17 protein-coding genes are annotated in these 18,136 nt (G+C 62.2%); 6 read left to right on the top strand and 11 right to left on the bottom strand.

Annotated features, from left to right (window positions below; translation table 11 throughout):
- Positions 1 to 90: 90 nt before the first annotated feature.
- Complete coding sequence (locus tag NMG70_RS05915; protein WP_254023665.1) at positions 91 to 2,241, bottom strand: S9 family peptidase; 2,151 nt, start codon at positions 2,239 to 2,241, stop codon at positions 91 to 93.
- Between the two features lie 116 nt (positions 2,242 to 2,357).
- Between NMG70_RS05915 and NMG70_RS05920 the strand changes: the two genes are divergently transcribed.
- Both NMG70_RS05920 and NMG70_RS05925 read left to right on the top strand, forming a co-directional pair.
- The gene (locus NMG70_RS05920) at positions 2,358 to 2,726 is read left to right on the top strand and encodes an SH3 domain-containing protein (protein ID WP_254023666.1); all 369 of its coding nucleotides are present in this window, start codon (positions 2,358 to 2,360) and stop codon (positions 2,724 to 2,726) included.
- Positions 2,727 to 3,148: 422 nt separating this feature from the next.
- A complete protein-coding gene (locus tag NMG70_RS05925; protein ID WP_254023667.1) occupies positions 3,149 to 3,574 on the top strand; it encodes a Ros/MucR family transcriptional regulator in 426 nt (141 codons plus the stop codon).
- 144 nt (positions 3,575 to 3,718) lie between these two features.
- Here NMG70_RS05925 and NMG70_RS05930 read toward each other — a convergent pair whose 3' ends face one another.
- Both NMG70_RS05930 and NMG70_RS05935 read right to left on the bottom strand, forming a co-directional pair.
- A complete protein-coding gene (locus tag NMG70_RS05930) occupies positions 3,719 to 4,147 on the bottom strand; it encodes a SufE family protein (protein WP_023800835.1) in 429 nt (142 codons plus the stop codon).
- 239 nt (positions 4,148 to 4,386) lie between these two features.
- Positions 4,387 to 4,737, bottom strand: a complete 351-nt coding sequence (locus NMG70_RS05935; RefSeq protein ID WP_254023668.1) for a DUF5330 domain-containing protein — start codon at positions 4,735 to 4,737, stop codon at positions 4,387 to 4,389.
- A 533-nt stretch (positions 4,738 to 5,270) separates the two neighbouring features.
- Between NMG70_RS05935 and NMG70_RS05940 the strand changes: the two genes are divergently transcribed.
- The 3 genes from NMG70_RS05940 to NMG70_RS05950 all read left to right on the top strand — a co-directional run bounded on the left by NMG70_RS05940 (position 5,271) and on the right by NMG70_RS05950 (position 8,176).
- A complete protein-coding gene (locus tag NMG70_RS05940; protein ID WP_254023669.1) occupies positions 5,271 to 7,010 on the top strand; it encodes an ATP-binding protein in 1,740 nt (579 codons plus the stop codon).
- Positions 6,985 to 7,749, top strand: coding sequence for a peptidoglycan-binding domain-containing protein (locus tag NMG70_RS05945; RefSeq protein WP_254023670.1), 765 nt, complete (start codon positions 6,985 to 6,987; stop codon positions 7,747 to 7,749). The genes NMG70_RS05940 and NMG70_RS05945 overlap by 26 nt, the downstream gene beginning before the upstream one ends.
- Before the next feature lie 79 nt (positions 7,750 to 7,828).
- Positions 7,829 to 8,176, top strand: a complete 348-nt coding sequence (locus NMG70_RS05950) for a DUF1491 family protein (protein WP_254023671.1) — start codon at positions 7,829 to 7,831, stop codon at positions 8,174 to 8,176.
- A gap of 23 nt (positions 8,177 to 8,199) precedes the next feature.
- On the opposite strand, the gene NMG70_RS05955 is transcribed toward NMG70_RS05950, so the two are convergent.
- From NMG70_RS05955 to NMG70_RS05975, 5 genes are all read right to left on the bottom strand, one after another.
- Positions 8,200 to 9,231: a hypothetical protein gene (locus NMG70_RS05955; RefSeq protein ID WP_254023672.1), complete on the bottom strand. Its 1,032-nt coding sequence runs from the start codon at positions 9,229 to 9,231 to the stop codon at positions 8,200 to 8,202.
- Positions 9,232 to 9,790: 559 nt separating this feature from the next.
- Positions 9,791 to 10,339 (bottom strand): DUF1254 domain-containing protein, encoded by a 549-nt coding sequence (locus NMG70_RS05960; RefSeq protein ID WP_254023673.1) that lies wholly within the window; start codon positions 10,337 to 10,339, stop codon positions 9,791 to 9,793.
- A complete protein-coding gene (locus tag NMG70_RS05965; protein WP_254023674.1) occupies positions 10,332 to 10,916 on the bottom strand; it encodes a DUF1214 domain-containing protein in 585 nt (194 codons plus the stop codon). The genes NMG70_RS05960 and NMG70_RS05965 overlap by 8 nt, the downstream gene beginning before the upstream one ends.
- Positions 10,917 to 11,024: 108 nt before the next feature.
- A complete protein-coding gene (locus NMG70_RS05970) occupies positions 11,025 to 13,184 on the bottom strand; it encodes a transglycosylase domain-containing protein (RefSeq protein WP_254023675.1) in 2,160 nt (719 codons plus the stop codon).
- Between the two features lie 169 nt (positions 13,185 to 13,353).
- Positions 13,354 to 13,992 carry a TetR/AcrR family transcriptional regulator gene (locus tag NMG70_RS05975; RefSeq protein ID WP_254023676.1) on the bottom strand — a complete coding sequence of 213 codons (639 nt, stop codon included), beginning with the start codon at positions 13,990 to 13,992 and terminating at the stop codon, positions 13,354 to 13,356.
- 171 nt (positions 13,993 to 14,163) lie between these two features.
- On the opposite strand from NMG70_RS05975, the gene NMG70_RS05980 reads away from it, so the two are divergent.
- Complete coding sequence (locus NMG70_RS05980; RefSeq protein ID WP_254023677.1) at positions 14,164 to 15,717, top strand: trimethylamine methyltransferase family protein; 1,554 nt, start codon at positions 14,164 to 14,166, stop codon at positions 15,715 to 15,717.
- A 20-nt stretch (positions 15,718 to 15,737) separates the two neighbouring features.
- Here NMG70_RS05980 and NMG70_RS05985 read toward each other — a convergent pair whose 3' ends face one another.
- The 3 genes from NMG70_RS05985 to groL form a co-directional block, all read right to left on the bottom strand.
- Complete coding sequence (locus tag NMG70_RS05985; protein ID WP_254023678.1) at positions 15,738 to 15,902, bottom strand: hypothetical protein; 165 nt, start codon at positions 15,900 to 15,902, stop codon at positions 15,738 to 15,740.
- A 100-nt stretch (positions 15,903 to 16,002) separates the two neighbouring features.
- On the bottom strand, positions 16,003 to 16,392 hold the full coding sequence (locus NMG70_RS05990; protein ID WP_254023679.1) for a hypothetical protein: 390 nt from the start codon (positions 16,390 to 16,392) through the stop codon (positions 16,003 to 16,005).
- Between the two features lie 87 nt (positions 16,393 to 16,479).
- On the bottom strand, positions 16,480 to 18,099 hold the full coding sequence (gene groL, locus NMG70_RS05995) for a chaperonin GroEL (RefSeq protein WP_254023680.1): 1,620 nt from the start codon (positions 18,097 to 18,099) through the stop codon (positions 16,480 to 16,482).
- Positions 18,100 to 18,136: the final 37 nt, after the last annotated feature.

The following is an 18,136-nucleotide window of genomic DNA, read 5'->3' on the forward strand; positions in this document are numbered from 1 at the left end:
GGCCATTGCAATTGCGAGCGGAAAATCGACCAGGCCCTGAGCCGAATCGGAATCAATTCTCCGCTGGGGATCGTGCGCAAGATCAAGTTCCTACAGCGCCGTTTGCGTGTCCAAAAGGATGGGCGGCGCTGTGGTGGCAAGGTCGGCCTTGCCCGCCACCTTCAGCGCAAACGCATAGGTGAAGGCGATTTCCTCGAGCCTGGAAAACCGGCCGGATGCGCCGGCATGGCCGGAGTCCATATTGATCTTGAACAGCACCGGATTGTCGCCGATCTTGCGGTCGCGCAGCCGCGCCACCCACTTGGCCGGCTCCCAATAGGTGACACGCGGGTCGGTGAGGCCGGCAAGCGCCAGGATCGGCGGATAGTCGAGCGCGGCGACATTGTCATAGGGCGAGTAGGCGGCGATCGTTCGGTAGTCCTCCTCCGAGGCGATCGGGTTGCCCCATTCGGGCCATTCCGGCGGCGTCAGCGGCAAGGTCGCGTCGAGCATGGTGGTGAGCACGTCGACGAACGGAACCTCGGCGACAATACCGCCGAAGCATTCCGGCGCCATATTCGCCACGGCGCCCATCAGCAGGCCGCCGGCCGAGCCGCCCTGAGCGACGATGCGATCATGTTGCGTATAGCGTTCGGCGACGAGGTGGTGGGCGACTGCGACGAAATCGGTGAACGTGTTCATTTTGTGCGCCCGCTTGCCGTCGTCGTACCAGCCATAGCCCTTGTCCTTGCCGCCGCGGACATGGGCAATCGCGTAGACGAAGCCGCGGTCGACCAGCGAAAACAAATTGGTGTTAAAGGCGGCCGGGACCGTGATGCCGTAGGAGCCGTAGCCGTAAAGCAGGCAAGGCGCTGATCCGTCGAGCGGCGTGTCGCGATGATGAAGGAGCGAGACCGGCACCAGTTCGCCGTCGGCTGCGGGCGCCATCAGCCGCCGCGTCATGTAATGGTCCGGGTCGTGACCGGACGGAACTTCCTGGGTCTTCAGCAGCACGCGCTCGCGGGTCCGCATGTGGTAGTCGAAGACCTGCGCCGGCGTTGTCATCGACGAATAGGAAAAGCGCATGATCTCGGTATCGTATTCATAGGATCCCGACAGGCCGAGCGAGAAGGCTTCCTCGTCGAAGGAGATGAGGTGTTCCTCGCCGCTGTTGCGGTCATGCACGACGATGCGCGGCAGGCCTTCCTTGCGTTCAAGCCTGACCATGTGGTCCTTGAAACCGATCACCGAAAGGATCAGCCGGCCCGCTTCGTGCGGCACCAACTCCTGCCAGTTGGCGCGCACCGGGTCGCTCGCCGGCGCGGTCATGATCTTGAAATCCTTGGCGCCGTCGGCGTTGGTGAGAATGAAGAAGACATCGCCGCCTTCTTCGAGGTCGTATTGCAGGCCGGTCTCGCGCGGAGCAACCAGCTTCGGTTCGGCGAACGGTTCTTTGGCGCTCATGATGCGATATTCCGAAGTCTCATGGTCGTTGATGCCAACCATGATCCACTCGTTGGAGCGTGTGCCGCCGACATTCATGAAGAAGCCTGGATCGGCTTCTTCATAGATCAGCCGGTCGTTCTCAGGACTGTCGCCAAGGGCATGGAACAGTACTTTGGAAGGACGGTGGTTGGGATCGAGGCGGGTGTAGAAAAATCCGTCATTTCCGGCATCCCACACGCCGCCGCCACCCGTATCCGGAATCCTGTCCGCCAGATCGTTCCCGTCGACGAGATCGCGGACGCGAAGCGTGTAGAATTCGGAACCCTTGTCGTCGAAGGCCCAGAGAAGCTTGCGGTGATCGGTCGAATGGTCGACACCGCCGAGGCGGAAATAGGCCTTGCCTTCTGCCTCGAGGTCGCCGTCGAGCAGGATCTCTTGGTTGCCGCCGTCGCGCGGCGTGCGGAAATAACGCGGCTGCTCGCCGCCAAGCTTGAAAGATGACCCATAGGCGTACCGCCCATCCTTCATCGGCACGGACGAATCATCCTCCTTGATGCGGCCCTTCATCTCCTTGAAAAGCTGCTTCCGCACCTGGGCGGTGTCGGCCATGAGCGCTGCCTGATAGGCGTTCTCGGCTTCGAGATGGGCGCGGATCTGGGCGTCAAGCAGCGACGGATCCCTGAACATCTCTTGCCAGTTGTCGGCTCTCAGCCAGGCATAGTCGTCCGTCCGGGTCACTCCATGATGCAGATCGAAGACCGGTCGCTTCTCTGGTTGCGGCGGGCTGACAGTTGGAAATGCTGGGGTTCGGGTCATTGCGTCTCGCTATGGAAGTTACTTGTATGGGGAATGAACACGCCGATCAGCGCAGGTTCAAGAGCCGGAGTATATGTTTGCCGGGCTCCAGAAGATGAGCCGGAGGAGAGGGAAAAATGAAGTTTCGTTTTCACGCTGCTGCGGCTTTCGCCGTCGCTTCGACAGTCTTGGCCTTCACCGGCCCATCTCATGCAACCGTGTTCGCAGCTTGGCAAGTGACCAACGTTCCGTTTGGCGACGCGCTCAACGTGCGCAAGTATCCGGCGGGATCGTCCCAGAAGCAGGCCGCCTATCCCAACGGTGCCGTTTTGCAGATGACCGGGAGATGCACCGGCGGCATAAACCTGCTCGACATCGTCAAGCAGCCGGTTTGGACGCAGGAACAGAAGATCCGCTATCGCTGGTGCGAAGTCTGGCACGATCCGGCACAGAACGGCAAGTTCGTCACCGGCTGGGTCTACGGAAAATATATCACCCCACATTGATGGATCGGCGCGGTCCGCAGGCTGATTTCAGGCTTGCTTCCAACAGCAAATCGCAACCTATGGTTTTGTAGATTCCGAAAACAACCAGATAGCCCGTAACACAACCAAGCATAGCCAAGCATTGGAAACTTTTACCGGCCATCGAGGATGTAACGGTAGCTCGACATGGCGTCAGCCGTTGCTGGTCGGACCAAAAAAATCTCAAAATTACAGAGTGCACGAAAGGGTGAAGCTGATCGTCGTATATTTTATTGCCATCGATGAATACAGCGCAAGAAGCGAATTGACTTACTTGGTTTAGTGGCTCATTAGGATACTGCGACGCGAATCGCAGAGGCTCTTTCCTGCAAAAATTTCGCGCGATGCCCGACCCGTCAAAATAGGGCGCAGGTAGAAACAACTCACGTTGGGGCTATGAAGCCATGGATATTATCGAATCACCTTCCAGAAATAGTGATGCGCTGATCGAATTGACGGCCGACGTCGTAGCCGCCTATGTCAGCAACAATCCGGTGCCGGTCGGCGAGCTGCCTAGCCTCATCGCCGATGTCCATGCCGCCCTCGGGCGCGTGGGCGGGGCCAGTGAACAGCCTCCTGCCGACAAGCAGAAGCCGGCAGTAAACCCGAAACGCTCCGTCCATGACGACTACATCGTCTGTCTTGAAGACGGCAAAAAGTTCAAGTCGCTGAAGCGCCACTTGATGACCCACTACGGTCTGACGCCGGATGAGTATCGTGAAAAATGGGGCCTGGACGCAAGCTACCCGATGGTTGCTCCCAACTATGCTGCCGCCCGCTCACAACTCGCCAAGAAGATGGGTCTCGGCCGCAAGCGCAAGGGGCGCTGATACCGGCTCTCTTCCCAACCTGGGTTAGATGATCAACGGCGCCTCCGGCGCCGTTTTGATCTTGGGGCGATGCTGGAGCAATCGATATGCGTTGCGACATCTGCGGCTCCGATCATGTCGGGCCATCGCGCGCTGTTCGTCTGATCAGGCGGTCTGCTTTAAGGCCGCCTCAGCGTCGCGCTTGATGCGCTTGACCATGGAACGAAGACCATTGGCGCGTTGCGGCGACAGGTGTTCGTCGAGGCCAAGTGCCTTCAGCGTGGCTTCCGCGTCGGTTTTCTGGATCTCGCTGGCGGGTCGTCTCGAAAACAGCGCCAGCATTATAGCGACGAGGCCGCGCACGATATGCGCGTCCGAATCACCGGCGAAGGTGACGACTGGGTCAGGCCCCGGTCCATACTCGGTGGTCAGCCAGACCTGGCTGACGCAGCCGGGCACCTTGTTGGCAGGGTTGCGTTCCTCATCGGGAAATGGCGGCAGGGCCTCGCCCAGTTCGATCACATAGCGATAGCGGTCTTCCCACTCGTCAAGCAGGGAGAAGTCGTCGCGGATCGTTTGGATCGTCGTGGTCATAGCCCCGGATATAATCATCCGGCGACGCTGCGTCACGGAAAAAGAGGAAAACACCATAGGCGTATAATGCATGTCGCGCAAAAGCATGCCCTCGGGCCTGACCCGAGGGTGTGCAGCGGTTTTGCGATGACGGCGTGCATGAAACAACAACCTGAAGCGCGTCGCGGGAGGCCGGTCAAATGCGACGCGCTTTAGGGGCGGACGGCCTGCGGTGCAGTGACAGCTGCGCTGAAAGGATTTCAGTTTTTCGCCGGCAACTCGACTTTCGCCGGCAAGACGATGTCTTCGGGCACGCTGCCGGTCGTTGTCGCCGTGTCAGGTTCGGCGGTCTTGTCGTCCAACATGGCGGCCGCGATCTTGGCTGTCTCCTTGGCCCGGGCGGTGATCGTGTGCATCGCGGACTTGCCGGTCTCGCAGACGTCGGGCTTGCGCTCGCATATGCCGGCAATGTCGCCAACCGCTTCGCGTGCCGCAAACAACGCCTGGATCGGCCCGACGCTTTGGTGGCCTGTCTCGTCGGAGCCGACATTCAGCGGCAGCGCCAGAAGCACCAGCGAAAACCAGAAAGCCATTCTGATCAGAAAGCCCATCTGTATGCCCTCATTCGTGACCGGATCATGCGTTCGTGCGACATGACCTCTTTATGGCTACGATAGTGGCATAGACGCGCAAAGGACGGCTTGCCTGGTCAGCGAAAATTTTCCTCAAATTTTAGGTAAATTCGAAACGAAGCATTTTGCAATCGATTTGTCTCAAATCCAGCCGGTTTTCTTTACTTAAGGTTAACCATCTATCCAGCTGTTTTCCATATCTATTTTCCAGAAGCGCGGCGTACCGGGGGCGATTGTCGGAGGCGGAAGGGCGGTTCGCCCGGATAACGCTCCATTTACTATGGCTATAATTGCCAAGGTTTGGCCGCGCCGGCCTCCCAATATCTGCCTCGGGCCGGGCATTGATCGGTCCTGCCTTATCCATTCCTTAAACGCTGGATGCGAGTTTCAGATCAACAAAAGCAATCTGCGAAGCAGGGCTGTTCACGACCAGATGCGAGTGCGTTGAGTTGAGTTCGATAAGGGCCAGATACGTTGAGTTGCCCGGCGCGATGGCAGCCGGTTGCGAACGTATGGTTCATCCGTCGATCCTCGGACAGAACGACCGCCGGTGCCAGAGGCGGTTTATCGGTGTCATGCTGGCCGCTCCGTTCTTTGCCGCAGGCGCAGCAGTCACGCTGGTCACTTCGGGCATGGGCGTGGCCGTGACCATGGCTGCAATCTTTGCGATGTTCGGCCTCTGCTGGTTTGCAGCCTTGCTGGTGGCAGCATCGGGCAAGATGGCGTTCGCCGGCCAGGTCGCTCTGGTGATGGGCAGTCTTGCTCTTGCCGGTGTCATTGCCGCGGCGGGCGGGATGGCCTCGCCGGTCGCCATGCTTGTCGTGGCGCTGCCGTTCGAAGCCTGGTGGATCGGCGCGTCTCGTCGCGCTGCACTCTGGGGTGCCGTATCCGTATTTGTCGCTATCCTGCTGCAGGCTTTTGCCGGTTCTGTCTTTCCGTTCGGTCCGGCGGTAACAGCCGCTTGGCATTGGCTGCTGCCGCTGGCCTGGGCGCTTACCCTCGTTCCCCGCGTCGCAGCGCTTGGCAGCCCGGCCGGCGCGCAGCTTGATCCGGCGACCGACGATCGGCTCGAGAACATCATCGACGCCGTTGTCCTGCGGGCCGGCAGGCATGGCGAGGTTCTGGATGCGTCGGCAAAGGCGCGCACGATCCTGAAGCTGCAGCCGGAGCTGCTGTTCGGTGCCGGCCTGTTCGACCGTATCCATCTGTCCGACCGCGTCGCATACCTCAGCGCGCTGGCCGACATGCGCGATGGCGCGCTGGTGCGCCGGCTGGATCTTCGCGTCCGGCTGCCGCAAAACGGCAATGGCCCGACGGCGGACAATTACCGGCCGTTTTCGCTTGAATTGGCGCGGGGGGAAGAGCAGCAGGACGTCCTCACGTTCGTCCTGCGCGAAAACGACGAACTCGCCGGCTTGCGCGAAGAGCTTGCCGCTGCGAAAGAGGCGGCCGCGTCTGCCGAAGTGGCAAAGGGACGGTTTCTGGCGGTCGTCAGCCACGAGCTGCGCACGCCGTTGAACGCCATCATCGGTTTTTCCGACATGCTGCTGCATGAGATGTTCGGCACCTTCAAGGATCCGCGCCAGAAGGAATATGTCGGCCTGGTCAAGGAGTCCGGCCAGCATTTGCTTGCGATCGTCACCTCGATACTCGACGTATCGAGGATCGAAGCCGGCGCCTACGCAACCGAGCCGGAACCATTCCGTTTCGTGGAAGCGGTCGAAATGTGCCAGTCGATGATGAGCTTGCAGGCCGAGGCAAAGAACATCGATCTACAGGCCCAGATCGCACCGGATGCAGCCGAGATAAACGCCGATCGTCGTGCCGTGCAGCAGATACTCATCAACCTCGTCTCCAACGCCATCAAGTTCACGCCCGATGGCGGCGATGTCGTCGTCGGCGCCAAGCGAATCGGCTCGCGACTGCATTTCTGGGTCAGGGACACCGGCATCGGCATCGCCGAGGAAGACTTTGCCAATCTCGGCAAGCCGTTCATGCAGATCCAGAACGACTATACGCGCCGCTTCGAGGGGACCGGGCTCGGCCTCTCGCTGGTGAAGGGTCTGGTGGCGCTGCACGAGGGCACGATGTCGATCGAAAGCATGCCGGGGGAGGGCACCACGGTCACGATCAGCTTGCCGGTGAACGGACCGAAAGGACGTTCGAATGACAAGCCCGGCGTACTGCCGATACCTGCGGCCAAGGCGGAGACGAAAGGGGACAGGCATGGCTCGCTCCGCAAAACAGCCTAAGGCGGTCAAGCGCCGCGGCAATGCCTTCCAGCGCAGCGCGGTCGCCGTCGGCAGCCAGATTTTACGCAATCCGGTTCTGGTTGGCGGTTCGACCGCCTTCCTGGTGACGCTGTTCTACGTCTCGGCGAACGCTTTGTGGTATCAGCCTTTTCCTCACGCCGGCGCTTTTTTTGCGACCAGGAGCATACAGGGCTTTCCTCGAGCAGCCGACGAGCCTGAAACCACCATCAACATCGTGCGGCCGGACCCGGCCCCGGTCAAGAGCGATCCGGTTGTCGAGCAGGTCCAGGGCATATTGAAGGATCTGGATTTCTATTCCGGCACCGTCGACGGTATTTCCGGCCCCAACACGCGTAAGGCCATCCAAGCCTATCAGCAGAAGGTCGGGCTCAACGCTTCCGGCGAGATCGACAGCGTTCTGCTCGATCAACTGGGCGCCACGCAAACCGCCTCGACGGTCGTGCCGCATCCGGCACCCCGCCCGGGCGACATGGCTGCGATTCCCGTTTCCGCTTCGGCGCCGGCAGATGCGCCGACGCAGGCACCCGACGCCCGCATCATCAAGATCCAGGCCGGGTTGAAGGCATTCGGCAATGACGACATGCAGCTCGATGGCGTGGTCGGGGCCCGCACCAAGGCAGCGATCAAGGAGTTCCAGTCGCTGTTCGGGCTGCCTGAGACCGGCGAGCCCGACGAGGTCGTCTACGTCAAGATGCGCGAGATCGGCCTGACCAACTGATGGGCGGAGGCGCGCGGTTTTGGTTTCACCCAAACGCAAAGCGCTCTAAGTACCCTCCAATGTCGTTCAGAATCCTGCCATGCGCGTAACCACCGATCTGTGGGTGTCGGCCCTGTTGCGCCGGGTTTTCGGCGCCGGCGGCTTTGCCGCCGTGGTCAAGCGCGGCGCAACCGAGGCCGGCGCCGTCTTCGTGCTGGCGCGAGGCCGCATGGGCGAGATTGCTTTGTTTGGACCGGCGCCGCAGACGAGCTACGATTCAGCCAAACCCGACGATCGTTTCTTCAGTCTGCTCGGTGCCGGCGACGATGCCGCCGTCTTTGACGCGCGACTGGAAAGGGAGAAGAAATTCGATCCCGACATCTGGGTGGTCGAGATCGAGGCCGGCTCTGTTCCCGTCGAGAAACTTATTTCCGTCAAGTCGCAATAGCGATATGCATGAAAGACAAAGGCTTAGAGCGTTCGCTTGAATTTCTTTTCAGACGCGACGCGCCTGGGGCTGGCGGCAGTATTGTCGCTGTCCGCTTTGCGGACGTCGGCGTTTGCCGCGATCGGTCCGGTATTGCGAATAGCCATCGACAGTGTCTCGGCTTTCCAGCCGCCTAGCCTGTCCAGCGCGGCGTCGCGATGCAGCAGCCGGTAGCGGTCGAGGAAGATGCGGATGCCCTGCGGATGCGAAAACTCTGCGGGATAGACGGCGGCGGTGATCAGGAACGCCCTCTCTTCGCCGAGATCGAGCGCGCGCAGGGCGGCCAGCAGCGACATGTAGTTCTGGTTCGCGGTGAGCGACCGCGCCGTTGAAAAATCGATCTCGAGCGCGTCGGCCAGCGCTGTCTGGAAGAATGCGGCATTGCCGGTCAGCGCCGTCTCGCGCAGTTTGACATAGGTGTTAGCGCCGGCGAACGGATTGATGGTCGCGCCGCCGCTCTCGGCATCACGCATCATCGACCGCAGCCGGCGCCGTGCATTCTCGGCGCCGGCGCTGGGCACCTGCTGGCTGTCGGCGACGACCTCGGCGCTTTCGGGCAGCGTCTTGGCGTTCGCCTCCGGCTGCCGCACGCTCACCAGCGTCGGCTTTTCAAGCGCCCTGATCAGATGGGCGATGGTCGGGTTCAGATCCTTGCGGCGCGCAATGGCGCGCGCATGCGGCAGGCCATGGCGTCCGATCAGCGCGATGAGGTCGATATCGCTGAGCGCGCGCGAGCGGATGAGCAGCGGCGCGGCAACGTCGACCGGCTCCTCGCAAAGCCGCCGGACCAGCGCAGCAGGCGCATATTCGCATTCGGAAAGGGCGGCGGCGACGTAGCGGCGCGATTCGACCGACACATCGGCGAAAAGCGGAAGCGTCAGGTCCTCAAGTTGCGCGATCTCCCGGCGCGAAGGGCGGGTGAGCGAACAGAACGCCGACACCGTGGCGCGGAACAGCCTTTCGGCCTTTCCCGATTCAGCCCGTATAGCGATTTGCCTGAAATCCGCAGATGACACGAAGGATACGCCTGACACTCAACACAATCTGGATCATGCTCGACCGGGGCTGTGTCGGTTTCGCATTTACCTCGGGTCAGGACTTCCTGACCTCAGCACAAAGTTCAAATTAGCGGCGATCCGTTAGCGTTCCGTTAACCTAGTGGCTCCTTAATCAGATTGGAGGCGTTGCGTTGTGCTCCGGGGCAACCGAGAGGAATGCACGAACCATGGGAATGGTACTGTCTTTCGTGCCGCGAACGGCGGCAACCAATCGAGCAGAACGAAACACCGGAACGCCGGCGGCGGTGATCATTTTCCCCGGCGTCCGCTACGAGCAACCGCCACTGACGGGCGAGACGCGGCCAGGCGCCGGTCCGGACAAGCCGGGTTCGTCAAGGACGATGCCGGGGACGTCGGGGACGTTGCCTGTTCCGCATCATTAAAGCGCGTCGCGGCTTGCGCGACATGTAATGAAAGCGCCACGCGCAAAGGATGCTCTATCCTCTTGAACGAGCGCCGCAGCCCTGTTCGGCTCGCAAAGCCATGGGCCGGAACCGGCGGCATATTTCGGTTGACGTCAGTAGTCCTGCACCTCGCAGGAACTCTGCTCGAGAAACCGCGACACGGTCGGCTTCCAGCTGTCGTCGGGCACGAAGGAGCGGATGACGAGCATGCCTTCGTCGATGGGCGCTTCGACGAAGATTGCCCCTTGCAATTCTTCCGGCAGATCCTTGCGGATCTCGATCATCTGCGCCGGTGTCAGTACGATACTGTCCAGCACCCTTCCGGTCGCGCTGTGGTCGTTGAAGGAGTAAATATTATGGCCGCTGCGGTCATAGACCGATACGGACCAGAACGGGACGTTTCCCGGTGCCTTCACCCGAACCATCCCATCGGACAGATCGAAGCGGCAAGCCGCAGCATAAAACAGCGGATCGACGGATTTCACCACTGGCGTACCGCCGGCCTCAGCGTCCAGCCTGGTCATCCGATAAAGGTTGGAGGCCATGGCCAGCCGCGACCAGGCATTACGTTCGGAAAATTCCGGGACGAGCAGCAGCACGATGATGTGTACGATGCCGGCGCCAAGCAGGCCGAGCAAGATCGCGTGCGGCAGCCTACGCATTGCAGCCGACCTTCACGATCTGCGGCAGCGTGACATCCGAAAGGCCCGTGCTGCTGGCGATCGGCGTGTCGTAGAATGTCAGCACGAGATACATTCGGCCGAAGCCGTCGGAAAGCAGCCAGTTGCCCGGCGCGGGGCGGTTGCTGACGGAAATAAGCACGGAATTGTCGGGCTGGCGCAGCACCTGGTAGGACTGAAGTGCCGCAAGCCTTGGCTTGCCGGTATCGACCACGCCGAGCGACCGATCGGCGGCATAGAGGGTCCAGAACCGGGCTGTGGGAAATCCGCCTTCGATTTCATAGGCGCATTGGCGTTTCAATTGTTCGCCACCGGAATCACGTTCGGCGACAAACGACAGGCCTTCTGCCTGCCCGAGTGCAAGGACACCCTCGCGCGCCACGCGGGCTTTCGAATAAGGATCCGCCGCCTGCGTGCCGATATCGGGAAACGCCGTCCATTGGCCGATCCTGATCGCGCCAATGCCATCCTGCGTCTTGAGAGCGTACCAGACGCTGCCGCCGCCGCCGCCGATGGCTATGGCAAGCGCGAGGAGCGTCAGGAATGCGTTCTTGAGCATGAAGAGCCGCGGGCAAGAGGAGTGCCGCTCGGGGATATCGCGGGGCAGGGGGCCATGGCAAGCGGTGGAATTGCGGCGCGAGGGATGGCCTGGCCCGTCGTGCCGGCATCAAAGCGCCGACAGGGTCTCCGGTGTCGCAGGCGCCTGGAGGACGGGCGCCGACTGGAACAGCCTTGTGATGTCTCTGAGCGCCCGCGTCGTCTGGCTGGACAGCACCGGCGGCCGCTCGGCGGCGGAGTCGGCCGCTGCCTGCTCGGCATTCTTCTTTTCCGCTTCCTCGGCCTTGGCGGCGATCTCTTCGTCGACGAAGGGATGATCGAGGCCGGGGATCGGCTTGAGGTCGATATTCTGGTGTGCATAGACCATCAGCCGCTGCCAAACCATCGCCGGCAGCGAGCCGCCGGTCATGTTGTTGGTTGGGGTGAAGTCGTCATTGCCGAGCCACACGGCAGCCGTGTAGTTGCCTGTAAAGCCGACATACCAGGCGTCGCGGTAAGACTGCGTAGTGCCGGTCTTGCCGGCCGAAACGATATTGGGAAGGGCAGCGCGCCGCGCCGTGCCCATCACCGGCACCGCCGCCAGCATGGTGTTCATAGATTTCAGCGCCTGCTCCGAGAGCACACGGCGCGGCGGCGGCGCATCCTTGGCGAAATCGTAAACCACCTCGCCGGTACGGGTGACGAGCTGGGTGACGCCATGCCGGGAGCCGACAAAGCCGTTCTGGGCGAACACGCTATAGCCTGTCGCCTGGTCCATCACGGTCATGCCCGATGTGCCGAGCACCATCGTCTTGTGCGATTCGAGCGGCGATTCGACGCCCATGGCTTCCGCCATCGCCTTGATCGGCTTGATGCCGAGATGATTCTTGGCAAGCCGCACCGGCACGGTGTTGACCGATTTCGCCATCGCCGTGATCAGCGTGACCTTGCCGGCCCGTCCGTCATTGTAATTGTGCGGCGACCAGGCACCCCAGGAGATCGGCGCGCCGGAAACGACGGAGTCCGACGTGAAGCCGTGCTCCATCGCCGTTGCGTATACGTAGGGTTTAAACGATGAGCCGCTCTGGCGCAGCGCCTTGGTGGCGCGGTTGAACTGGCTGGCGCCGTAGTCGCGGCCGCCGACGATCGCCCTGACTGCGCCATTGGTTTCGATGACGACCATGGCGCCTTCGGTGACGTTGTATTCCTTGCCGAACTGGCGAAGATGGAACTCCATCGATTCTTCCGCCGCCTTCTGGATGTTGGCGTCGAAAGTGGTGTGGGCGACCAGCGAATGCTGGCCGGACTTCGCCGCGATCTTCTTGACCTCTTCGAATGCCCAGTCGAGGTAGTAATCCGGGCTCTTCTGCTCGCCGCGGTCGACGATTTCAGCCGGATGCAGCCGCGCCTGCAGCACCTGACCCTCGCTCATGAAGCCGCCTTCGACGAGATTTGACAGCACCACATTGGCCCGCGCCCTGGCAGCAGGCAGGTTGATGTGCGGCGCGTATTTGGTCGGTGCCTTGAACAGGCCGGCCAGCATCGCCGCTTCGGCGAGGTTCACATCCTTGACGCTTTTGCCGAAATAGAAATCGGCGGCCGCTTCGATGCCGAACGTGCCGCCGCCCATATAGACGCGGTCGAGATAGAGCTGCAGGATCTCCTTCTTCGACAGATTGGCCTCGAGCCACAGCGCCAGGAAGGCTTCCTTGACCTTGCGCTCCAACGTCCGTTCATTGGTCAGGAACAGGTTCTTGGCCAACTGCTGGGTGATGCTCGAGCCGCCCTGCACCACGGAATTCGCCCGCACATTCGCGAAGATCGCGCGCGAAAGGCCGAGCGCGTCGATGCCGTAGTGATCGAAGAAACGCCGATCCTCGGTGGCCAGCACCGCCTTGATGACCTGGTCGGGCATCTCGTCGACCGGCACCGAATCGCGCTGGATGATGCCGCGCTGGCCGATCTCATTGCCGTAGCGGTCGAGGAAGGTGATGGCGAAATCGCCCTGGGCGCGCCAGTCGCCGGCGGTTTCCTGGAAGGCCGGCAACGCGAGCGCCAGCATGACGACGATGCCGCCGGCGCCGAGGGTGAAACCTTCGCTCAAGAGTTCGATGATGCCGCGGCGCCAGCCGGAGACGCCGAAGCGCCGGAAAAAAATGGTGGCCGCTTCCCAGAACCGGCGCGCCTTGAAGCCGATCTCGTAGAGCGAGGAATCGAACCACGCATCCGCCGCCAGCAGTCTTGCGGCAATCGGACCCCTTCTCCTGCGTGATTTCAAAGGACTGGCCATTCCAAGATCCGGCTGCGACTGCGCCTTCCACTGAGAAACTGCTTGCGGGCAATTTCAGGTCGGCACTCTACCAGACTATTTGTCCATTTTGGCCTCACTCACAAGGGCGAGGGGGCTTTCGCGGTACAGTTTGTTGATACCAGGGTCGGGCCTGCCACCTCGCATCCACCTACCGCGCGGCGATAAAGCGCACGAAATGCGCCACGTCGGCATCGCTTGGCTCCTGGCCGGTGAAACTGCGCAGATAGGCGGCGAGATGACTGACCCTCGCCTCGACCGGTTCCTTGAGGTCGAGCACGTAATAGCCGATCTGCATATAGTACAGCACACGGGCGCGGATGAAGGCATCCTCTTCGCCGTAGCCATGCCGGCGATACATGTCACGGATCGCGCCCAGTCGGTCATTGTCGGCCAAGTCGATGGCCCGGCGCACGTCGTCGGAGCGCCGCGCCCATTCCCGGATGGCGAAGTCGAGCCTGGGATCGAACAGGCGCTCGTCCGCCCAGCATTCGAACACGTTCATGACCCCCATGATGATGCTTTCGGCCGGCCGCTGCGCGCGTTCGACGATCGCCCTGGTGTTGGTGTCCCGCCAATGGGCAAGCAACTGGTCGAGCAGGTCCTGACGGCTCTCGAAATACCAGTAGAAGCTTGAGCGCGAAACGCCGAGCTTCTGGCCGAGCGGCAGCACGCGCACGCTTGCGACGCCGTCTGAAATCAGTGTCTGGAGTGCAAGACCGATCCAGTCCCGGCGCGTCACCTTGGTGTTGCCGGACGCCGGCTCGTCCTGCGGAGCAATCATGGTCATGGCCGCACAATAGGCATGAGGGCAAGCTGCATACAACCGTACTAGACACATATGTACAGTGCAAGTATCCTGTCTGCCTCAGCGAACTGGGCCGAGCGGCCGACGCGCGTCATCGCGGCTTCTCCCTACGATCGGCAAGGCAGGGCAATACGGCAATGAGGAGCATCCGCCATGGTCGATGACGCTGCACGCAATCTCAGGCGCGAACGCAGGCGGCGACGAACCGGCGAGGCCGGCAGCGAGACCAGCCGCCGGCCGGACTATCGTTCGCTGAAGAACCCGTTCCTGCCGCAGCCGATCTTTTCGGCCGACCAGGTCGCCGCGATCCACGACACGGCGCTGCGCGTGCTCGAGCAACTCGGCGCCAAGGTGCTGCTGCCGGAGGCGCGCGCCATTCTTGCTCGTGCCGGCGCGCTGGTTGACAAGGACAGCCAGATGGTGCGCATCGGCCGCGACATCGTCTCGGCCGCGCTGGCCTCGGCGCCGAAATCGATCCGCGTCCATGCCGGTGACCGTGCCCGCGACCTGACGCTCGAACTCGGCTCGATGGCGTTCCTGGCAGGATCCGGGGCGCCGAACGTCACCGATCTAGAGCACGGCCGGCGGCCGGGAACGCTTGCCGCCTTCGAGGATCTCATCCGGCTGGTGCAGCATTTCGACGTGCTGCACATGCTGGGACCTTGCATCGAGCCGCAGGACGTCGACAACCGCTTCCGCCATTATGCCGTCAACCGCGCGCAGCTGACGCTGTCGGACAAGCTGCCGTTCGTCTTCGCGCGCGGCACGCCGCAGGTCGAGGACGGCTTCGAGATGCTGCGGCTGGCGCGCGGCTTGTCCGAGGTCGAATTCCGTTCGGGCGCTCATTGCTACACCGTCATCAACACCAATTCGCCGCGTCAGCTCGATGTTCCGATGGCACAAGGCATCATCGATTTTGCCAGGGCGGGGCAAGTGCTGATCATCACGCCCTTCTGCCTGGCCGGCGCCATGGCGCCGATCACCGTGGCCGGCGCGCTGACGCTGCAGCACGCCGAAGCGCTGGCCGGGCTGACGCTGGCCCAGATCGTGCGGCCGGGCGCGCCGGTCGTCTATGGCTCCTTTTCCTCAAATGTCGACATGAAGTCCGGGGCGCCGGCCTTCGGCACGCCGGAGCACGTCAAGGCGACGCTCGGCGCCGGTCAGCTTGCACGCTTCACCGGCCTTCCCTGGCGGTCCGGCGGCGGCAGTGCCGCCAACATTTCGGACGCGCAGGCAGCCCACGAAACGCAGTTCGCGCTGTGGGGCTCGGTGCTCGCCGGCGCGACGGTCTGCATCCATGCTGCGGGCTGGCTCGAAGGCGGGTTGAGCGTCTCGTTCGAGAAGCTGATCACCGATATCGAGGCGCTGCAGACCATCGCGGAACTCTGCGTGGCGACGCCCGGCGACGAGGCCGCGATCGGCTTCGAGGCTATCGCCGAAGTGCAGCCGGGCGGGCATTTCTTTTCGGCCGGGCACACAATGGCGCGCTACCGCACCGCTTTCTACGAACCGCTGGTCGCCGATTGGTCGAATTTCGGCAACTGGACGCAGGCCGGGTCAAGAACCGCCACGGAGCGCGCCACCGGCATCTGGAAACGGCTGCTGGCCGATTTTCGGCCGCCGGCTTGCGCCGCTGCCACATCAGGTGTTCTCGACGAATTCATTGCGCGGCGCACGGAAGAGGGTGGCGCAGCACCGGTCTCGTGATGTAGTTCAGCGAGCGCGCGTTACACGGGGCGCTTGTCGCCTGCCTTCTGCGGGTTGCGGCGGATCGTGCCGGCATCGGCTTTCCTGTGCTTGTCGGCGGCGAGTCTGCGAATGCGATCGAAGCGGCTTTCCTCGGCCACTTTGGTCTTTACTACAGCATTTGGCTTCGGGACGAATGTAATCATGGATCGATCTCCTTGCCGACGGCTGCGCGCCGGGGGATGCCCCGGCGGCTGTCTTTCAGGCTCTCGTCAAGAGCACGTTCTCTCCGAGAGGTCGAAGATGTTAGGTGGCGAGAGCGACCGCGCAGCTTTGCGCACCCAGCCTGTCGGGCGAGGTTTTTCCGGGCATGGTCGCCCAGCCGCCCGTCTCGATGAACTGCCGCTTCTTGTAGCTGTCGGTTATGGCCTTGAACTCGACAAGTTTGGCGGCCGCGTCGGGCGCCGTATTGAAGCGATCGACGCAGACCGCCGAGGCCAGTTCGCTGCGCGCCGTATCGCCGGCGGTGGCCGCCAGCGCGCGCGAGGTGCCGCCGGTCACCCAGCCGCCCCAGTTGAAACCGATGATCAGCGTGGCGACGAAGGTTCCAGCGCATGCCCACAAGAGCGTGGATTTGACCGGCTGGTAATCTTCCCATCGACGCGCGAGAGATGGCTTGCTGCTTTGTGTGGCCACGGACAGTTCCTTCCTGGTTGATGTTGGGATCGGTCGCCCGGCCTTGCTGGGCCAGGCCTTGCAGGGCCTATTTACGGGAGGGGGTGGTCAGTAGCCGCCCATGCCGGCCGAAGGCGCAGCGTCTTTTGCTGGAATGTCGGTGATCATGGCTTCCGCGGTGATCAGCAGCGCCGCGATCGACCCGGCATCCTGCAACGCGGTCCGCACCACCTTTGCGGGATCGACGATGCCGGCCTTGATCATGTCGACATAGATCTCGTTCTGGGCATCGAAGCCCTGGTTGTGATCCTTGCTGTCCATGAGCCTGCCGACAACGATCGAACCTTCGACGCCGGAGTTCTCGGCGATCTGGCGGATCGGCGCTTCGAGCGCTCTCGACACGATCGAAATGCCCGCCGTAACATCGGCATTGGCCCCGGTCAGCCCGTTCAGCACGGCCTTGGCGCGCAGCAGCGCGACACCGCCGCCGGGAACGATACCTTCTTCCACCGCCGCGCGCGTGGCGTTCAGCGCATCGTCGATACGGTCCTTCTTTTCCTTGACCTCGGACTCGGTCGCACCACCGACGCGAATGACCGCGACGCCGCCGGCGAGCTTGGCCAGCCGCTCCTGCAGCTTCTCCTTGTCGTAGTCGGAAGTGGTTTCCTCGATCTGCCCCTTGATCTGCTGGACACGCGCCTGGATGGTGGCTTTCTCGCCTGCACCGTCGATGATCGTCGTTGTGTCCTTTTCGATCAGCACGCGCTTGGCGCGGCCTAGCATGTCGATGGTAATGTTTTCGAGCTTGATGCCGAGGTCCTCCGAAATCATCTGGCCGGCGGTGAGCACCGCGATGTCTTCCAGCATCGCCTTGCGGCGGTCACCGAAGCCCGGCGCCTTGACGGCCGCAACCTTGAGGCCGCCGCGCAATTTGTTGACGACCAGCGTCGCCAGCGCTTCGCCTTCGACGTCCTCGGAGATGATCAGCAGCGGCTTGCCGCTTTGCACCACGGCTTCGAGGATCGGCAGCATCGCCTGCAGATTGCCGAGCTTCTTTTCATGGATGAGGACGTAAGGGTCCTCCAACTCGGCGCGCATCTTCTCGGCATTGGTGACGAAATAGGGGCTGAGATAGCCACGGTCGAACTGCATGCCCTCGACGACGTCGAGTTCGGTGTCGGCGGTCTTGGCTTCCTCGACGGTGATGACGCCGTCATTGCCGACCTTGTCCATCGCCCTGGCGATCATGGCGCCGACGGTGGTGTCGCCATTGGCGGCAATGGTGCCGACTTGCGCGATTTCACCGGAAGATTTGACCTTCTTGGCGCGTGCCTGGATTTCCTTGACGACAGCGGTAACGGCAAGGTCGATGCCGCGCTTGAGGTCCATCGGGTTCATGCCGGCGGCAACGAATTTGGCGCCCTCGCGCAAGATGGAAGCGGCAAGCACCGTGGCGGTGGTGGTACCGTCGCCGGCAAGGTCGTTGGTCTTCGACGCCACTTCGCGCACCATCTGCGCGCCCATGTTCTCGAACTTGTCGGAAAGCTCGATTTCCTTGGCTACCGCCACCCCGTCCTTGGTGATGCGCGGTGCGCCATAGGCCTTGTCGATGACGACGTTGCGGCCCTTGGGGCCGAGCGTCACCTTGACGGCGTTGTTGAGGATTTCGACACCGCGCAGCATGCGGTCACGCGCATCGGTGGAGAATTTGATTTCCTTGGCAGACATGATTTTTCATCCCGTTTGTGTGTGGAGTAGGCCCGTT

Origin of the sequence: Mesorhizobium ventifaucium (genome assembly GCF_935822925.1) — a bacterium.
Classification (GTDB): Bacteria; Pseudomonadota; Alphaproteobacteria; order Rhizobiales; family Rhizobiaceae; genus Mesorhizobium; species Mesorhizobium ventifaucium.